Source organism: Kitasatospora sp. NBC_00315 (genome assembly GCF_041435095.1).
Taxonomy (GTDB): domain Bacteria; phylum Actinomycetota; class Actinomycetes; order Streptomycetales; family Streptomycetaceae; genus Kitasatospora.
Map to the genome: position 1 here is coordinate 3,628,838 of NZ_CP108025.1, position 16,920 is coordinate 3,645,757.

At 74.3% G+C, this 16,920-nt stretch carries 13 protein-coding genes; 4 read left to right on the plus strand and 9 right to left on the minus strand.

Going from position 1 to position 16,920, the window contains the following annotated elements; genetic code table 11:
* Nucleotides 1-294 precede the first annotated feature (294 nt).
* Nucleotides 295-987: a metal-dependent transcriptional regulator gene (locus tag OG823_RS14630; RefSeq protein ID WP_371479960.1), complete on the minus strand. Its 693-nt coding sequence runs from the start codon at nt 985-987 to the stop codon at nt 295-297.
* Between the two features lie 221 nt (nt 988-1,208).
* On the opposite strand from OG823_RS14630, the gene OG823_RS14635 reads away from it, so the two are divergent.
* The 3 genes from OG823_RS14635 (at nt 1,209) to OG823_RS14645 (ending at nt 3,952) form a co-directional block, all read left to right on the plus strand.
* Entirely contained in the window at nt 1,209-1,958 is a 750-nt protein-coding gene (locus OG823_RS14635) for a sugar isomerase domain-containing protein (protein ID WP_371479961.1), read from the plus strand.
* Nucleotides 1,959-2,108: 150 nt separating this feature from the next.
* Complete coding sequence (locus OG823_RS14640) at nt 2,109-3,029, plus strand: DUF4231 domain-containing protein (RefSeq protein WP_371479962.1); 921 nt, start codon at nt 2,109-2,111, stop codon at nt 3,027-3,029.
* Between the two features lie 56 nt (nt 3,030-3,085).
* Nucleotides 3,086-3,952 (plus strand): alpha/beta fold hydrolase, encoded by an 867-nt coding sequence (locus OG823_RS14645; protein ID WP_371479963.1) that lies wholly within the window; start codon nt 3,086-3,088, stop codon nt 3,950-3,952.
* Here OG823_RS14645 and OG823_RS14650 read toward each other — a convergent pair.
* From OG823_RS14650 to pdxH, 8 genes are all read right to left on the minus strand, one after another.
* A complete protein-coding gene (locus OG823_RS14650) occupies nt 3,933-4,976 on the minus strand; it encodes a 2-hydroxyacid dehydrogenase (RefSeq protein WP_371479964.1) in 1,044 nt (347 codons plus the stop codon). The genes OG823_RS14645 and OG823_RS14650 overlap by 20 nt on opposite strands.
* 87 nt (nt 4,977-5,063) lie before the next feature.
* The gene (gene fxsT, locus OG823_RS14655; protein WP_371484481.1) at nt 5,064-8,984 is read right to left on the minus strand and encodes an FxSxx-COOH system tetratricopeptide repeat protein; all 3,921 of its coding nucleotides are present in this window, start codon (nt 8,982-8,984) and stop codon (nt 5,064-5,066) included.
* 56 nt (nt 8,985-9,040) lie between these two features.
* Entirely contained in the window at nt 9,041-10,426 is a 1,386-nt protein-coding gene (locus OG823_RS14660; protein ID WP_371479965.1) for a TIR-like protein FxsC, read from the minus strand.
* Nucleotides 10,427-10,581: 155 nt separating this feature from the next.
* Nucleotides 10,582-11,463, minus strand: a complete 882-nt coding sequence (locus tag OG823_RS14665; RefSeq protein WP_371479966.1) for an aminoglycoside N(3)-acetyltransferase — start codon at nt 11,461-11,463, stop codon at nt 10,582-10,584.
* 182 nt (nt 11,464-11,645) lie between these two features.
* Complete coding sequence (locus tag OG823_RS14670; RefSeq protein ID WP_371479967.1) at nt 11,646-12,737, minus strand: HEXXH motif-containing putative peptide modification protein; 1,092 nt, start codon at nt 12,735-12,737, stop codon at nt 11,646-11,648.
* Nucleotides 12,730-14,007 (minus strand): FxsB family cyclophane-forming radical SAM/SPASM peptide maturase, encoded by a 1,278-nt coding sequence (locus tag OG823_RS14675; RefSeq protein WP_371479968.1) that lies wholly within the window; start codon nt 14,005-14,007, stop codon nt 12,730-12,732. Before OG823_RS14675 ends, OG823_RS14670 begins: the two co-directional genes overlap by 8 nt.
* A gap of 186 nt (nt 14,008-14,193) precedes the next feature.
* On the minus strand, nt 14,194-14,379 hold the full coding sequence (gene fxsA, locus OG823_RS14680; protein WP_371479969.1) for an FxSxx-COOH cyclophane-containing RiPP peptide: 186 nt from the start codon (nt 14,377-14,379) through the stop codon (nt 14,194-14,196).
* A gap of 364 nt (nt 14,380-14,743) precedes the next feature.
* Nucleotides 14,744-15,367, minus strand: coding sequence for a pyridoxamine 5'-phosphate oxidase (pdxH, locus tag OG823_RS14685; protein WP_371484482.1), 624 nt, complete (start codon nt 15,365-15,367; stop codon nt 14,744-14,746).
* 387 nt (nt 15,368-15,754) lie between these two features.
* Here pdxH and OG823_RS14690 point away from each other — a divergent pair, with 387 nt between their 5' ends.
* Nucleotides 15,755-16,855 carry a citrate synthase 2 gene (locus OG823_RS14690; protein WP_371479970.1) on the plus strand — a complete coding sequence of 367 codons (1,101 nt, stop codon included), beginning with the start codon at nt 15,755-15,757 and terminating at the stop codon, nt 16,853-16,855.
* The last annotated feature ends 65 nt before the right edge of the window (nt 16,856-16,920 follow it).

Genomic DNA, 16,920 nt, shown 5'->3' on the forward strand with positions numbered 1-16,920 from the left:
GGGATCACCGGGAGGGCGCTCGGACGGGGAAGCCGGGCACGGTGACCAGGGGTCGGAGGGGTCGGAGGGGTCGGGAGGGACGGCGGGGGAACCGGGGGGACGGCGGGGGCCGTGGCACCGGCCGGGCTCGGGGTGGCTCGGTGGCACGGAGACGGGGGCGGGGTGGGATCAGGGAGGGACCGGGGCGGGGACGGCGGTGGCCCGGTGCATGTGGGGACATGCACCGGGCCACTCCTTCGTCCGGCCGCCGGGCGGGCCCGAGGACGGGCCGGACACCGGGAGCGCGGCAGGCGGCTAGGCGAGCGCGACGAACACGTGCGCGGCGATCTCCTTGCCCAGTTCGGCGGCGTCCGCGCCGACGCCGACCACCACACCGCCGCCACCGGCGGAGACCTGGACGGTCGCACCCGGGCGGACCCCGGCCCGGCGCAGCGTGCGCATCAGGGTCTCGTCCATCTGGATCGGCTCGCCGATCCGCCGCACCACCACGCTGGCCCCGTCGGCCCCGGGACGCAGCGCGTCCAGGGTGACCAGGGCGGCGTCGAAGCCCTCGCCCTCGGCCTTGGTGTCGCCGAGCTCGTCCAGACCGGGGATCGGGTTCCCGTAGGGGGACTGGGTGGGGTGACCGAGCATCGCGAGCACCTTGCGCTCGACCGTCTCGCTCATCACGTGCTCCCAGCGGCAGGCCTCCTCGTGCACCTGCTCCCACTCCAGCCCGATCACGTCGACCAGCAGGCACTCGGCGATGCGGTGCTTGCGCATCACCCGCACCGCGAGCCGGCGGCCCTCCTCGGTGAGTTCGAGATGGCGGTCCCCGGCGACCCGGAGCAGGCCGTCGCGCTCCATCCGGCCGACGGTCTGGCTGACGGTGGGGCCGCTCTGCTCAAGGCGCTCGGCGATCCGGGCGCGCATCGGGGTGATGCCTTCTTCCTCCAGCTCCAGGATGGTGCGAAGGTACATCTCGGTCGTGTCGATCAGCCCAGACATCGCCGCTGGCTCCGTTCCTCGGGGTCCACACCGCCAATTCTGACGTACCGCACGGACAACCTGCTCCACCGCGGTTCGTTCCCGGGCCTTTTCGTTCCGGTTGACAGCACCGGCCCCCAGGCAGCACGGTGCTCGCCGTAGCTTTCTCCACTGGCGGTCTGGACCACCGGGCCTCCCGAACCGGCCGGGCGCCAGCTCCGGCAGAGAGCGCAGGCACCGCGATGAACGACCTGGTCGGGCAGTACTTCGACGCCGCGATCGGCCATCTCCAGCGGGTCCGCACCGAGGAGGCCGGCAACATCGCCCGGGCGGCGGAGCTGCTCGCGGACGCCCTCGCGGGCGGTCAGCGGGTCTTCACCTACGGCGCCGGCCACTCCTCGCTGGCCGCCCAGGACGTGGTGTACCGGGCCGGCGGGCTCGTCCCGGTGAACCTGCTGGACGTCCCCGGGATGGCCGGCGTCACCGTGCGGCCCGCTCCGCTCGCCAGCGCGCTGGAGCGGGTCTCCGGGCTGGCCACCACCACCCTGGACCACACCCCGGCCCGGGCCGGCGACCTGCTGTTCGTGATCTCGCTCTCCGGCCGCCAGGTGATGCCGGTGGAGCTGGCCCAGCACGCCCGCTCGCGGGGCCTGCACGTGGTCGGGCTCACCTCGCTGGCGTACCCGGCCGAGGTCACCTCCCAGCACCCGTCGGGGACGTACCTCAAGGACCACTGCGACGTGGTGCTCGACAACAAGATCGCGGTCGGCGACGGCGAGCTGACCGTGCCGGGCGCCGCGACCACCTTCGGACCGGTGTCCACCATCGTCACCAGCGCGCTGATGCAGGCCGTGGTGGCCTCCGCGGTCGGCCTGCTCGCGGAGCGCGGCATCGAGCCGCCGCTGTTCCGCTCCGGCAACGTCGACGGCGGCACCGAGTGGAACGCCAAGCTGATGGCGGACAACGCGGACCGGGTCTTCTACACCTTCTGAGCCGCCGCGGCCCGGGTGCGCCCCGGCGCGCCCGGGCCGGTCTGAGACAACCTGCGCGCTTTCCCGGCCATACCCGCCCACGCCGGGGCGTACCGGCCGCCGCCGGCGGGCAGGACAGCTGGGTGGGCCGAGCGACGGGTGGGGGCCGGCATGGCGACGGGGGCGGGTTCGTCGGGGCGGGTGCGGGAACGGGATCTGCTGCCCGAGCTGTTCTGGGCTGCCGACTCGGCCTCCCAGCAGGGCCAGCGGCGCTCCGTCGCGCTGTCCCGCCGGGAGCTTCTGCTGCTCGTCGCCGCCGCGGCCGCGGGCTCCGCCGACGGCGCGCAGTGGGCCTGGCTGGCGGCCGCCGCGTACCTGGGCGCGATCTGCGTCGCGGTGGTCATCGGCCGGCAGAACCCGCAGGGCCTCTGGTACGAGGGCCGGGCCGCCGCCGAGTCCGTCAAGACGCTCGCCTGGAAGTACGCCGTCCGGGCCGACGCCTACCAGCCGCCGCCCACCAGCCTGCCGGACGCCGAGGGGCTCTACCGGTTCCAGCTGACCCGGGTGCTGCAGGCGTTCCGCGACAGCCGGGCGGTGCGCGGCCGGGCGGCCGCCGAGGTCACCGAGGCGATGCGGGTGCTGCGCGAGCAGCCGCTGTCGGTGCGCCGTGAGGTCTACCTCCAGGAGCGGGTGAACGCGCAGCACGAGTGGTACGCGAGCAAGGCCCGGCAGTGCGCCCGGGCCGGCTTCTGGACCGGGGCCCTGGGGGTCGTCCTGCCGGTGCTCGGGCTGGTGCTCGCGGTGCTGCGGGCGCTCGGCGCCTTCGGGTACGACGCGCTGGGCACCGTCTCCGCCGTCGCCGCCTCGGTCGCCGCCTGGGCCCAGCTGCGGCAGTACCGTCCGCTGGCCGCCGCGTACGCGCTGGCGGCCGACGAGCTCGAACTGATCCGCCGCCAGCTCACCCGGCTGGACCTGGGATCGCCGCAGGCCGAGGAGCTCTGGGCCCGGCTGGCCCGGGACGCCGAGGACGCGGTCTCCCGGGAGCACACCACCTGGCAGGCGCGCCGGGAGGTACGCGGCCGCGAGCAGTGAACCGGTGCCCGGCAGGGGTGGCACCGGAGAACGCAGTCCACGACGGGAGGATCCGCGTGACGCCACGCGTGGTGAAGACGACGGACGGCCGTACGCTCGCGGTCGAGAGCCTGGGCGACCCGCGCGGGCGGCCGGTGTTCCTGCTGCACGGCACACCCGGCAGCCGGTTCGGGCCGGCCCCGCGCAGCAGCGTGCTGTACCGCCTGGGCGTGCGCCTGATCGCCTTCGACCGGCCCGGTTACGGCGACTCCGACCGGCTGCCGGGGCGCCGGGTCGCGGCGGCCGCCGTGGACGTGCGCACCATCGCGGACGAACTCGGCCTGACGGACTTCGCCGTACTCGGCCGCTCCGGCGGCGGCCCGCACGCCCTGGCCTGCGCCGCGCTGCTGCCCGGGCGGGTGACCCGGGTCGCCGCGCTGGTCAGTCTGGCGCCCCGGGACGCGCCGGGCCTGGACTGGTACGGGTCCATGACCGCGTCCAACGTGCACGCCTACCAGGAGGCCGAGCAGGGGCACCACCGGATGGAGGCGAGCATGCAGTTCCGCTCCCTCCAGATCAAGGACGACCCGGTCCGGCTGCTGCTCGGCCTGGCCCCCGAACTCCCGCCCACGGACCGGACGGTGGTCGCCGACGAGGGCATCCGCCGGATGCTCGCGAGCAACTTCCGGGAGGCGTTCCGGCACAACGCCGACGGCTGGATCGACGACGTGCTGGCCTTCACCGCCCCCTGGGGCTTCCAGGTCGAGGACGTCGCGGTGCCCGCCTGGCTCTGGCACGGCGCCGACGACCGCTTCTCCCCCGTCGAGCACTCCCGCTGGCTGGCCGACCGCATCCCGGGGGCGGAGCTGTTCCTGGAGCCGGGCGCGGCGCACTTCGGCGCGCTGCGGGTGATGACGGCCGCCCTCAAGTGGGCGGCGGGCTGATCCGGGCGGGCGGACCGACCGGTGTCGGCGGGGCGTCGCCGGCCAGCACCGCGAGGACGTTGTCCACGGCCAGGTCGCCCATCGCCCGGCGGGTCCGGACGGTGGCGCTGCCCAGGTGGGGGACGAGGACGGCCCGCTCCTGGGCGAGCAGCCGCGCGGGGACGGCCGGCTCGTGCTCGAAGTTGTCGACGGCGGCGGCGAACAGCGCCCCGGAGTCGAGGGCGTCGGCCAGGGCGAGTTCGTCGACGATCCCGGCCGTCATGCTGACCACCACGGCGCCCTGCGGGAGCCGGGCGAGCCGCTCGGCGTCCAGCAGGTGGCGGGTGGCGGCCGTGAGCGGGCAGGTGACCACCAGGACGGTGGAGCGGGCCAGCAGGTCGTCCAGTGGGAGCCACTCGGCGCCGTCCCGCGCGGCCTCGGACAGCGGGGTGCGGTTGTGGTAGCCGACCGGCATCCCGAAGGCCCGGGCCCGGCGCGCGACGGCCTGCCCGATCCGGCCCATGCCGAGGATGCCCAGCGGGGTGCCGCCCAGTTCCAGGCCGAGCAGCATGTTCGGTGCCCAGGACCACGGACGGCCCGAGCGCAGCAGGCGCTCGCCCTCGCCCAGTCGGCGGGTGGCCGCCAGCAGCAGCGCCCAGGCCAGGTCGGCGGTGGCCTCGGTGAGCACGCCGGGAGTGTTGCTGACGAGCACGCCGCGCTCGGCGCAGGCGGCGGCGTCGACGTTGTGCGTCCCGACCGCGTGGTTGGCGACGATCCGCAGGCCGGACCCTGCGGCGTCCAGGAACTCGGCGTCCACGGTGTCGCCCAGGGTGGTGATCACGGCGGCCGTGCCGCGGACCGCCGCCAGCAGCGCGGCCCGCGGCATCGGCTCGTCGTCCCCGTGCAGGGTGACCTCGCAGAACGGCGTCAGGCGCTCCAGCACGCCCGGCGCCAGGGCCCTGGTGACCAGGACGGGCGGCAGGGCGCGGGCCCTGCCGGCCGGTCGCGCGGCCGGGGTGGTCCGGGGTTCGGTCAGCTCGCTCATCAGGCCCGCAGCGTAACCCGCCGGGGGCCCACCCGGCTGTGACCCGGCCTGCCACGGCCGGGGCCGCCGGGTCCGCTCCCCTGCGGGCTACACCGGCTGGGGTTCGAGGTCGCGGTTGATCCGCTTCCAGCCCCGGGCGGAGATCGTGTTGGGGTGCTCCTCCCCGAGCTGGCGGATCAGTTCGGCGACCGCGCGGGCCCGCAGTTCGGCCGCCTGGGTGTGCTGGCCGCAGGCCCGCAGGGTGACGGCCAGGTTGGCCTCGCAGGCGACCGCGTCCGGGTGGCGGGGCGTGTAGCGCTCGCAGAGCCCGGTGTGGGCGGTCCGCTCCAGCTCCTCGGCCCGCCGGTGCTGGCCGTCGTCGCCGTAGGCGTTGGCGAGGTTGATCATCGCGCTGAGCGTGAACGGGTGGGTCGGGCCGACGGTGTTCCGCAGTCCTTCGACGGTCTCCCTGCCACGGGCGATGGCCTCCTGGATCTCCCCGCTGCCCCGCAGGTAGATGCCGAGGTTGTTGGCACAGGCGAGGGCGAACGGGTGGCCCGCTCCGAACAGCCGGCGGTGGCCCTCGTAGACGGTGGCGGCGAGGTCGCGGGCGGCCTCCTTGTCACCGGAGGCGCTGTAGTCGGCGGCCAGGTTGAGCGCGCAGGCGAGCGCGTCGGGGGCGTCGGCGCCGTAACGCTCCAGGTAGCGCTCGTACGTCTCCCGGGTGATCCGCCGGGCCTCGGCCAGCTGGCCGGCCTTGCGGAGCGAGACGGCGAGCGACTTGGCGTTGCGCAGGTTCTCCGGGAGGTCGGGCTCCAGGACGTCCGTGAGGTCGTTCATGACCTCCCTGGCCAGATCCGCCGAGCCCTTGTAGTCCCCGAGTTCGCGCAGGTCGCGGGCGAGCGCGGACTTCGAGGAGAGGGTGTAGGGGTGCTTGGGGCCGAGGACGGAGGTGCGGCGGTCCAGGGTCTCCTGGTCGAGGTCGCGGGCGGCCTCGCTGTCGCCGACCAGGCGGTAGTCGATCGCGAGGTTGTTCGCCATCGACAGCGTGCGCGGATTGTCGTCGCCGAACAACTCCCGGAACTGCTCCAGGATTTCACGGTCAAGGTCGAGCGCGGACTGGAAGAGGCCCAGTGCCCGCCGGTCGGCGCCGAGCGATCCGGCCGTCATCAGGGTGTACGGGTGGTGCTCGCCGAGCAGCAGCCGCTGACGGGCCAGCGTGGACTCGTCCAGACCCAGCGCCTCGGCGTAGTTGCCCTGGGAGCGCAGGACGTTGGCGAGCTGGAAGCGCAGCAGCAGGGTCTGCCGGTCGTCCTCGCCGAGCTTGGCGGTCCAGGCCTCGTCCAGCGAGTGCCCCATCTCGCGGGCGCGCTCCAGTTCACCGCGCTTCCAGAGGTAGCGGACCCGGTCGATGAGCAGCTGTCGGGTGTCGGCCTCGTCGCAGTTGTGCGCCATCGAGGGCGACAGGTGCGGCCAGATCTCGTCGAAGGCGGGCCAGTTGGCCGGGTCGTCGGTGTCGCCGAGGACGGGCCGGGCGCCGGTGAGGATGCGGTGCACCTCGTGGACGGCGACCTCCTGGTCGTCCGCGGACATCTCGGAGCGGATCACCGCCTGGACGAGCCGGTGCACCTGGAAGCTGTTGCTGCCGGCGTCGACCTTGGCGAGCGCGTACCGGCCGATCGCCTGGATGACCTTGCCGAGCATGAACTTGTCGTTGAGGTCCTCGTCGTACTTCACCAGCGCGCGGATCATCTGGTCGCTGTAGAAGAGGTTCATCGAGATCGGCTCGGGTGCGAAGAAGGCGCAGAGCTGCAACAACCGCACCGCCGCCGGGGACTGCACCCGGAGCCGGGCGATGGAGACGTTCCAGGTCGCGCCGACCGGCGTCGGGTAGTCGGTGGGGCGGGCCACCGCGAGGGCGCGGGCGGCCTCGGCCTGGAGCTGGGAGACGTAGGTGTCCACGGGGGTGCCGGTGGTGTCCAGCCAGGCGGCCGCGACCTCGACGGCGAGCGGCAGGTCGCCGACCGCCTCGGCGACCCGGTCGGCGTCCGCCCGGGACAGCCCGCGGGCGCGGCGGCAGAGGTGCTCGACACTCTCGCCGCGGGTGAAGACGTCCACCTCCAGCGCCTCCGCGTGGCCGGACCACGCCTGGTTGCGGGAGGTGACCAGGATGTGGCCGGAGCCGCCGGGGAAGAACCGGCGGATCTCGGACGGCTCGTCGGCGTTGTCGAAGATCAGCAGCCAGCGCGAGGTCGGGGTGCCGCGCCGCAGTGCCTCCCGGGCCGCCTCGGCCGCCTCGGTGACCGAGTCGCCCACCCGCAGGCCCAGCCGCCGGGCGAGTTCGGCCAGCGCGGGGGCGACCAGCTCGGTCTGCTCCGCGTCGATCCACCAGACCAGGTCGTAGTCGGACATGAAGCGGTGCGCGTACTCCAGCGCGACCTGGGTCTTGCCGACGCCGCCGAGCCCGTAGAGCGTCTGCGGGGTCGGCAGCACGGCGGCCATGCCGCCGCGCAGCTGGTTGCGCAGCTGCTCCAGCACGGTGGCGCGGCCGGTGAAGGACGGGTTGCGCGGCGGTACGTCCCACACCTGCGGCTTGCTGCCGGGGAAGCGCGGCCCGGCGCCGGGGGCGTCCTCCAGCGGGACCTCCGCACGCCCGAGCGCCCGCAGCAGGGTCTGCACGGACTGCACCTCGTCGCGGCCGACCAGGTCGACCGGGTTGCGGTTGCTGAACGGCGCGGTGAGCCGCACGTCGCCGACCCGCACCGGCACCAGCTGGCGCCTGGTGCCGGACGGGTCGGAGCTGACCACGGACTCCCACAGCGCGCGGGCCTGCGGCGAACGCAGATAGGCCGGCGAGAGCACGGCGACCGTCCGGTAGGCGGCGTCGATGCCGCGCTCGGTCTCGTGGCGGGGATCCGAGCCGGCGCTGAGATCCCTGGGCAGCACCCGGAACCCGGCCCGGCTGAGCACGGACTCGATCCAGTCGGCCCACATCCGGTCCTCGGGCACGTAGCTGAGGTAGAGGTCGGCGGGCACGGACGGGCGGCGGCGGGTGAAGGCGTCCACGTACCGCAGCCGGACCTCCTCGTCGACCGGTGGCAGCCCGGCGGCCCGGCCCTCGGTGAGCATGCCGGTGAGCCGCTCGCAGGCGGCCAGCATCGAGGTCGGGCTGCCGCCCTGGTCGCCGAAGGTGGCGAGGATCTCCTCGTAGGCGTAGAACGGCCGGTACGGGATCTCCACCGAGCCCCAGTAGTGAGCGAGTTCGTCGCCCTCCAGGCCCTCGGGCAGGCCGTCGAAGCGGATCCTGGCCAGTGCCCGGCCGGCGTCCGCCTTCTCCTTCTCCCCTTCGTCGATGCGCATCGGCACCGGCAGGATGCGGATGCCGCGGTCGCGGTAGCGGTCGTGGATGTGCTGGGCGATCCGGGAGGCGCCGTCGATCGACTGGTCGCTGAGCGTGAAACAGACCACCAGGTCGTCCGGCATCTGCACGGTGCAGATCTCGGCGATGTCGGAGAGTCCGGTGCGGCTGTCGATCAGGACGTAGTCGTAGCGCTTGCGCATGTCGGCGCGCAGGGCGTCGAAGAACTGCCCGCCGTCGAAGCGGTCGTAGAAGATGTCCCAGTCGAGCCGGCCCACCGACTCCGAGTAGTCGCGGTTGAACTGCCCGGCGGACAGGAAGTCCAGGCTGCCGCCCTGCGGGAAGAGCGGCCAGGCGAGCGAGAGCGCGTGCGGGTGCACCCGGGCGAAGTCCAGGTGCCAGCCGGGGGCGTGCTCGACCGGGCGCAGCGCCTCCTCGCGGTACTCCGCGATCAGGTCCATCATGCCGGTGGTCCCGGCCAGCACGGCCTGGTCGATGAACGGGTGGAAGAACTTGGCCAGGCCCGGTGCCTCCAGGTCCCAGTCGACGGTGAGCACCCGGAAGCCGTTGGCGGCCAGGATCCACGCGGTGTTGGCCAGCGCCATGGTGCGGCCGGTGCCGCCCTTGTACGAGTAGAAGGTGACGATCCGGCCGTTGCGGTCCTCCTCCACCTTCGGCCTCGGCCCCGCGGCGGCGACCGCCCGGAGGTTCCTGGTCCGGCTCTCGCTCATGCGTTTCCTCCCCCGGGCGTGGCCCCGTCGTGCGGGCTGTCGCCTTCGGCGCTGGCTGGGTGGTCGTCCGTGTACGGCGGTACGGGGCCGGGGCCCTCGCGGCCCGGCCCCTCGGGGCCGCGGACCCCGCGAAAGGCGTCGCGCAGGTTGGGCCGGGGCGCGGCGGGCTCGTCCGGCCCGGTTCTGGTCCGGTCCTCGAAGGCGTACTTGGCCTTCATCGCGGCCCGCGGCAGCGCGTCGTCGAAGTCCTCCAGGCTGGCCAGGCCGGTCGGCCCGGCGCTGAGTCCCTGGAAGCTGGGCCTGGCCACCCGGTGGGTGAGCCGCAGCGCCTGGTCACTGAGGTCGCTGAGCACGCCGTCGTGCTCGACGCAGTCCGGGTCGTCGCGGTTCCACGGCTCCAGCACGCCGACCCAGCCCGCGTCACTGGCGTCGAAGCGGCGGACCAGCTCACGACGCCGCTCGTCGTGCAGCGCCCAGCGGTCGAGCAGCAGCAGGCCGGGCGCGGTGGGCCGGGCGCCGCCGAGCAGCTCGTCCACCTCCTCGTCGAACTCGTGCACACTCGGCTGGAAGCCCAGCTGCTTGGCGAGCCGCGCCGCGTGTTCGGCCAGCGGCCGCTCGGCGGCCGGCCGGTAGGGGTGCCAGTCGGTGCGCCGCGCGCCGTAGTAGTCGGCGCTGCGGCCCGGCGGAAGCTCCGCGCGGTGGCAGGAGAGCACCGAGATCCGCAGTTGCTTGGTCGGCGCCGCGATGTTGAACGCGCTGGGCTGGGCCTGGAAGTCGAGCTTGCGCCCGACCGGGATCACCGTCTCCTCCGCCACCTCGACGATCCGCTTGGCCAGCCGGTGCACGGCCAGCTCGTACGCGGAGCGGAAGTAGGTCAGCTTCATCAGGGCGTACAGGCCCTCGGCCGCGTAGTCGGGGCCGAAGCCGGCGTGGTTGAACTGGAGCTTGCCGGCCACCTCGGGCAGTTTGTACTGGCCCATCGCGACCCAGAGCACCGGGACGACGCCGCTGGTCCGCTCCGAGTCGCGGTTGGCGGGGTAGACCGGACGCCGGGTGAAGGAGTGCCACTCCTGGCCGCAGGCGAGGCTGTTGAAGTAGCGCGGCGAGTAGAGCGGGACGAACACCCGGCAGGCGGACAGCTCGTGGGCGAGCCGGTCGGCCCACAGCTCGCCCTGGTGCATGCTCTCGTCCATGAAGCCCACCGGCGCCCCGGCCGGCAGCGTGGTGAGCTGCAGCACCGCCTCGCAGAGGTCGCGATACAGCTGGCGGACCCAGTGGTTGGGGTCGCCGGCCCCGCGCGCGCCGGACTTCGGCGTATGGGCGTAGCTGAGGAAGAAGTACGGTCGGGACGCGTCCTCGTCCCACCCCCCAGGGTCGTACACACGCGCCTCCCCCTGGCCCGTCCACAACCTGATCCCCCACGAACAACGGGGGCTTCAGTGTAGGAAGCCGGGGCACTCCAATGGAATAGCGCAACCGGGGACGATCGCTGGACATGTACCCGACCGTCGCACAGATGAACGATCTTGACGGTCGGTCAGACCTCGGCCGCGCCGCGTCGGCGGACCAGGCCGCGGTGGGCCGCGGCCACCGCCTCCGGCACCGGCACCAGCACCGCGTCGGCATCCCCGACCCGGCCCTGCCGCAGGCCCGGGGCCTCCCGCAGGACGTCCTCGCCCAGCGCGGCGAAGTGCCGGTCGTCGAGATCGGGGGCCTCGAAGTGGATCCACTCGGCGTTGCCGCGGCCGCCCCGGACGACGCACCCGTACCGCTTGACCGGCGGGTCGGGCATCCGCAGGTCGGCGAGATGGAACGCGGTGCAGCCCGCCAGCGGAACGCCCAGCATCAGCACCTTGGCCCCCAGCTCGTGCAGCCGCCCGAGCGGGGAGGACTCACCGAGATGGCAGTCCAGCTCGTGGGTCGCGGTGACCGTCCGCGCGAGGCGCCCGACCGCGGCGAAGGAGGTCTGCGGGTGGTTGCTGCGCAGCGCGCCCGGGGTGGTGCGGATCTGCTCCGCGAGCGCCCCCATGGTGGGCGACGCGGGTGTGCCGCGCGGGTCGAAGGCCGGCATCGCGGCCCGGTGGGCGGCCAGCTCCGCCGGCCCGAGACCGTCGGTGAGCAGCGCGGCCAGCCGGGAGGTGTCCGAGTTCTCCGGGGTCGCCGTGTAGCCCACCAGGGTGCCGCGCGCGACCCCGCCCAGGGCGGCGAGCAGGGCGCGGACCACCGCCTCGGCCCCGCCTGCCACCCGGCCCACCGAGCGGAGCCCGGCCTGCACCAGCAGGACGTCACCGGGGACGACACCCAACGCGGTCAGCTCGGCCGCGAGGCTCTCCACCGTGTACCCGGGGGCCTGCCCGGCGGGAGCGGGCCGGGCCGCAGCGGCGGCCGTGGGCGGCGCGCAATCGGCGACGGTCGCCATACGTCCTCCGCGTCGGGGCGCCCGGACCGGCCGCCGTGTCCTTTTCGTCACCTACACTCGGTGACGGTAGCAGGACTCGGCGTCCACCTCCAGACGGGTGGACCGTCCGGTGCGGGCGTGCGGACGGGCCCCCGGGCGTACTGTCGCACAGCCGGCTCCCACCCGGGAGGGCGATCTCGTCCCTAGAGACGACCTTCCGTCAGCTCGGTTGCGCCGCGCCGTAGTTCCGTCACGAACTCGACCCCGGAGGCCGTCAGGCCGCCGCTCGACAGCAGGGTGGCGGCGGCCGTCACGGTGTGGCCGCGCCAGAGCCGGTGCTCGCGCTCGGCGCGGGCGGGGCCGGGCGCCCCGGCGGCCAGTTCGCCCCGCCAGAAGTCGCTGACCCCGAGATGCGCGTAGGTGCCCTGGAGCAGCGCGCCGACCGGGCGCGGGTCGGGTCGCCAGGGCGCGTGGTACCTGGCCTCGCCGTTCGGCAGGTGCAGCGGCACGAGATCCAGCAGGGCCCCGAGTTGGACGTGCAGGAACTCGTGCACCAGAGCCAGGGCCAGCAGCTCGGGCTCGGCCGGACGGGAGGCGGCCACCGCGCCGTACGCCCGCCGGGCGGCGGCGCTCACCGCCTCGCCGTCGGGCGCCGGGCGCAGCGGCACCAGCGTGCCCACGCAGGCGCTCACCGCTTCGGCGTGCCAGGGGTGCCGGCGCACCAGGATCTCCCAGGCCCCGGCCAGCAGCTCGCGCCAGGCGGCGAGCTCCGCGGGCTCCAGCGGCCCGGTGAGCGGCCGGCCGTAGACCTCCCGGTAGGGGCCCTGGTCGGCGAGCAGCAACTCCCAGCGCCGACCGTCGCACTCCAGCGCGATCGGGCTCCGCGGGCGGCCGCGCCGCTCGTCCAGGAGGAACCGGTCGAGCTCCCCCAGCGGCGCGCCGCGCCCGGCCGCGATCCGGTGCAGGCAGCCGGCCGCCCAGGCGTCGAACTCCGGCCGCAGCAGAAGCCGTTCCCAGAGCGCGCGGTCCTCGCGCTGGAGCGCGGCCACTGCGGCGTAGGTCCGCTCGAACCCGGCACGCTCCCCGGCGGGCACCGCGCGGCGCAGCGCGACCAGCAGCAGCGCGCGTTTGCTGAGCTGCCCGGCCCGCAGCAGTCGGACGGCGCCGGCGCCGCCCCGGGCGGTCGCGACCGCGGCGAAGGTCGCCCGGTCGATGCCGTGCCGCCGCAGGCCGTCCGGGGTGTGCTCGCGGGTGCCCGGCGGTCCGGGGTCCGCCACCTGCGTGTGCTCAGCCATCCGCCCTCGTCCATCCCGCCGCTGCGGTTCCGCGCCCTGCCGCCGTCGGGGCCGGCACCGGTGCCCGAACGGGCACCTGCGGCAGGTCGCGCCGGAGCCGGCCGCCGATGTGACCGATCAGGGCCGCCAGGTCGGCGCAGTACACCGAGGGGTTCGCGAAGCCGCCCCGCGCGTAGCGGTGGGCGTACAGACCTCCCCCGCAGACCCGGGCCAGCGGGCAGGCGGCGCAGACCGGCCCGAGCCCGGCGAGGCCGCGCTGCCGGGCCCGGAACCCGGGATGGGCGGCTGCCGCCTCGAAGTCGTGCCGGAAGACGTCCAGACCGGTGCCGGGGGCTCCCTCGTAGGTCGCCTTGAGGCTGTCGGCCTGCTCGATCGTGCCGTCCGCCTCCACCACGACCAGGTCGACCGGGGCCAGCCCGACCGCCTCGCTGGCCGCCCGGCCGCCGAGCAGCAGCACGGCCAGCTCCTCGAACAGCCGGATGCCGGTCTCCCGGCGCGGGGCGTCGTACCAGCGGTCGAAGACGGCCCGCAGCCAGTCCGCGTAGGGCGTGGGCCCCTGGGCGACGGCCTCGGGCGGGACGGTCGGGCGCACCCGGGCCGGCCCGGGCGGCTGTTCCTCCCAGGTGCCGTGCGGGAGCAGCAGGTCGATCCGCGGCGGGGCGTGTTCGAGCAGCGCCTCGTAGGTGCGCACCGGATCGGATTCGAGGTCGACGACGCAGAGCAGTCCGGCGTACAGCTCCCGGTGCTCGGGCGAGCCGAGCAACCTCAGCACCTCGGCGGTGGCCGCGTAGCTGCCGCGTCCGTCGGGGAAGCGCCGGTGGCGGTCGTGGTCGGCGGGCGAGCCGTCGAGCGAGACCCCGACGGAGACCCGGTACCGGTGCAGCACGTCCAGCAGCGCGGGCTCGGCCGCCAGCCGCAGGCCGTTGGTCTGCATGCTGAACCGGACGGCCGTCCGGCCGTCCAGAGCGGCGCTCAACTCACCCAGCAGGGCGTCGAGATGGGCCGCGCCGACCAGCAACGGCTCACCGCCGTGCAGGATCACGCCGACCTCGGGGAGTGCGTGCTCGGTCGCGTGTCGAGCGATCAGCTCGGCGGTCCGGCGCACGGTGGCGAGTTCCATCCGCCGCGGCCGGGAGCGCCAACTCTGGTCGGCCGCCTCGTACATGTAGCAGTAGTCACAGGCGAGGTTGCAGCGACTGTGGATCTTCAGCAGGTACTGGCGGAACGGCAGCGCCCGGCCCGCCTGCGCTTCCGCGGGTTCGTCGGCCATGGGGCGAGCGTAGTGCCCGGACGCAGGGGCCGGGTACGCCGCTGGGCCATCCGTGGAGCGGCGCGGGTGTGCGCGCGAGGGTCGCGCGCCCCCTGACCTGCCGCTTACCGGGGGGTCACGAAGTCGACCGGCTCCGACGGGAGTTCGACACCACCCGGAGATTCCCCGGGTGGAGCCGGGGGCGGATCAGAGCGAGGACTGGAAGGCCGCGAACGGCTCGGCACCGGGCGCCACCGCGTCCTCGACCAGACGGCGCAGCAGGTCGCCGAGGACGGTGTCCGGAAGGCCGTCGAGATCGTCCAGGGAAAGGTCCGCCACATCGACCAGATCGGAGCAGAGCCCAGGGTCGACATCCATACCGGTGACGCTCATCAGTCCCTCATTCGATCTCTCGGGGGAGCAGGTTGGGAGTGGACCGGGGGTACAGGATTCGACCCTGATCCACGAGGCGCATCCTACACCTGACGCCCCCTCGGCCCGCCTGCCGAGCGCGCCGCTGTCAGCCGGACAGCCCTACCGGGGAACGGGCCGTGCCCGCCCTGCCCCGGGGCTCCCCGGCCGCCCTGCGGCGCGCCCCGACGGGACACGCGAGCGGCCCCGTTCCGCGGCGCGCGCAACCCCGGCAGCGACCGACGCGCCAGGGCGATCCGCGCCACTGCGGTCACCCCGGCCACCGGGGCCCGCAGGCACTCATCGGGCACTCAAGGGGCTCAGGTGACTCAGGGAGCCCAGGGGCTCAGGGGCAGAGCCGATCCACGCGCCAGCCGCCCTCGCCCGCGACGTACCGCAACCGGTCGTGCAGGCGGTTCGCCCGCCCCTGCCAGAACTCGACGCTCTGCGGGACCACCCGGTAGCCGCCCCAGAACGGCGGCACCGGCACTCCCTCGCCCTCCGGGTAGCGGCGCTCCAGCTCCGCGTACCGCTGTTCCAGCACCTCCCGGCCGGCGACCGGGCTCGACTGCTCGCTCGCCCAGGCGCCGAGCTGCGAGCCGTGCGGGCGGGTCCGGAAGTAGGCGGCGGTCTCGTCCCGGCCGACCCGCTCCACCGAGCCCTGGACGATCACCTGGCGGGCCAGCGTGATCCAGGGGAAGAGCAGGGCGGCGTACGGGTTCGCGCCCAGCTCCGCGCCCTTGCGGGAACCGTAGTTGGTGAAGAAGACGAACCCGCGGTGGTCGTAGCCCTTCAGCAGCACGGTCCGCGAGCTGGGCCGGCCGGCCGCGTCCGCGGTGGAGAGCACCATCGCGTTGGGCTCGGCCACCCCGGCCAGGCCCGCCTCCTGGAACCAGTGCGTGAACTGGGTCACGGGGTCGGCCGCGACGTCCGTCTCGGCCAGGCCCTCGTGGCTGTAGTGCTCGCGCATCGCGGCGAGGTCCGGGCTCGGGGGCGTGGGGTGGGCGCTTTCCGGGGTCTGCACGCCAACATCATCCCGTACGACAAGCAACGGGCACCGCTACCTCCGGACAAACCCCGGTGGGAGATATGGTGTCTCGCCATCGCTTCACGGCCGGCGCCACGGTGGAATGTCCGGAACCGACCGGTTGATACCGCAGGATTCCCGGCCGGGCCGGGCATCCGGGACAGAGTCCGGCGCCCGCCGGGCGGCCCACGGGAAACATCACCTCGGTGGTGTATGGCGCAATGCACCCGGTGCCTGAGACGCTGGCACCGAGTGCCAACCACCCATAGGTCACTGGCGTGCTGCCCCACCACGGCCGCCCGCCGATCGCAGAGCTGAAGGAGCCGCCGCATGTCCGACTTCGTACCCGGGCTTGAGGGAGTCGTCGCTTTCGAGAGCGAGATCGCCGAACCCGACCGTGAAGGCGGCGCCCTGCGGTACCGAGGCGTCGACATCGACGACCTGGTCGGACACGTCTCCTTCGGGCACGTCTGGGGCCTGCTGGTGGACGGCAAGTTCAACCCGGGCCTGCCCGCCGCGGAGCCGTTCCCGATCCCCGTCCACTCCGGCGACATCCGGGTCGACGTGCAGTCCGCGCTGGCCATGCTGGCGCCGGTCTGGGGTCTCAAGCCGCTGCTGGACATCTCCGCCGATCAGGCCCGCGACGACCTCGCGCGCGCCGCCGTGATGGCGCTGTCCTACGTGGCGCAGTCCGCCCGTGGCCAGGGGCTGCCGATGGTGCCGCAGAGCGAGATCGACAAGGCCGAGACGGTCGTCGAGCGCTTCATGATCCGCTGGCGCGGCGAGCCCGACCCCAAGCACGTCAAGGCGATCGACGCCTACTGGACGTCCGCCGCCGAGCACGGCATGAACGCCTCCACCTTCACCGCCCGGGTCATCGCCTCCACGGGCGCCGACGTCGCGGCCGCACTGTCGGGCGCCGTCGGCGCGATGTCCGGCCCGCTGCACGGCGGCGCGCCGTCCCGCGTGCTCGGCATGATCGAGGAGATCGAGCGCACCGGCGACGCCGCCGCGTACGTGAAGAACGCCCTCGACAAGGGCGAGCGCCTGATGGGCTTCGGCCACCGCGTCTACCGCGCCGAGGACCCGCGCGCCCGCGTGCTGCGCCGTACCGCCAAGGAGCTCGGCGCCCCGCGCTACGAGATCGCCGAGGCGCTGGAGAAGGCCGCGCTGGAGGAGCTGCACAACCGCCGCCCCGACCGTGTGCTGGCCACCAACGTGGAGTTCTGGGCCGCGATCATGCTGGACTTCGCCGAGGTCCCCGCGCACATGTTCACCTCGATGTTCACCTGTGCCCGGACGGCCGGCTGGTCGGCCCACATCCTGGAGCAGAAGCGCACCGGCCGCCTGGTCCGCCCGGCCGCGCGCTACATCGGCCCGGCCGCCCGCAGCCCGCGTGACATCGAGGGCTACGACTCGATCGCCCGCTGAGGCCACGGCGGGGGCCGACGGGCCGACCCGCCGGACGGGTCCGGGGAGCCTCTGCTCCCCGGGCC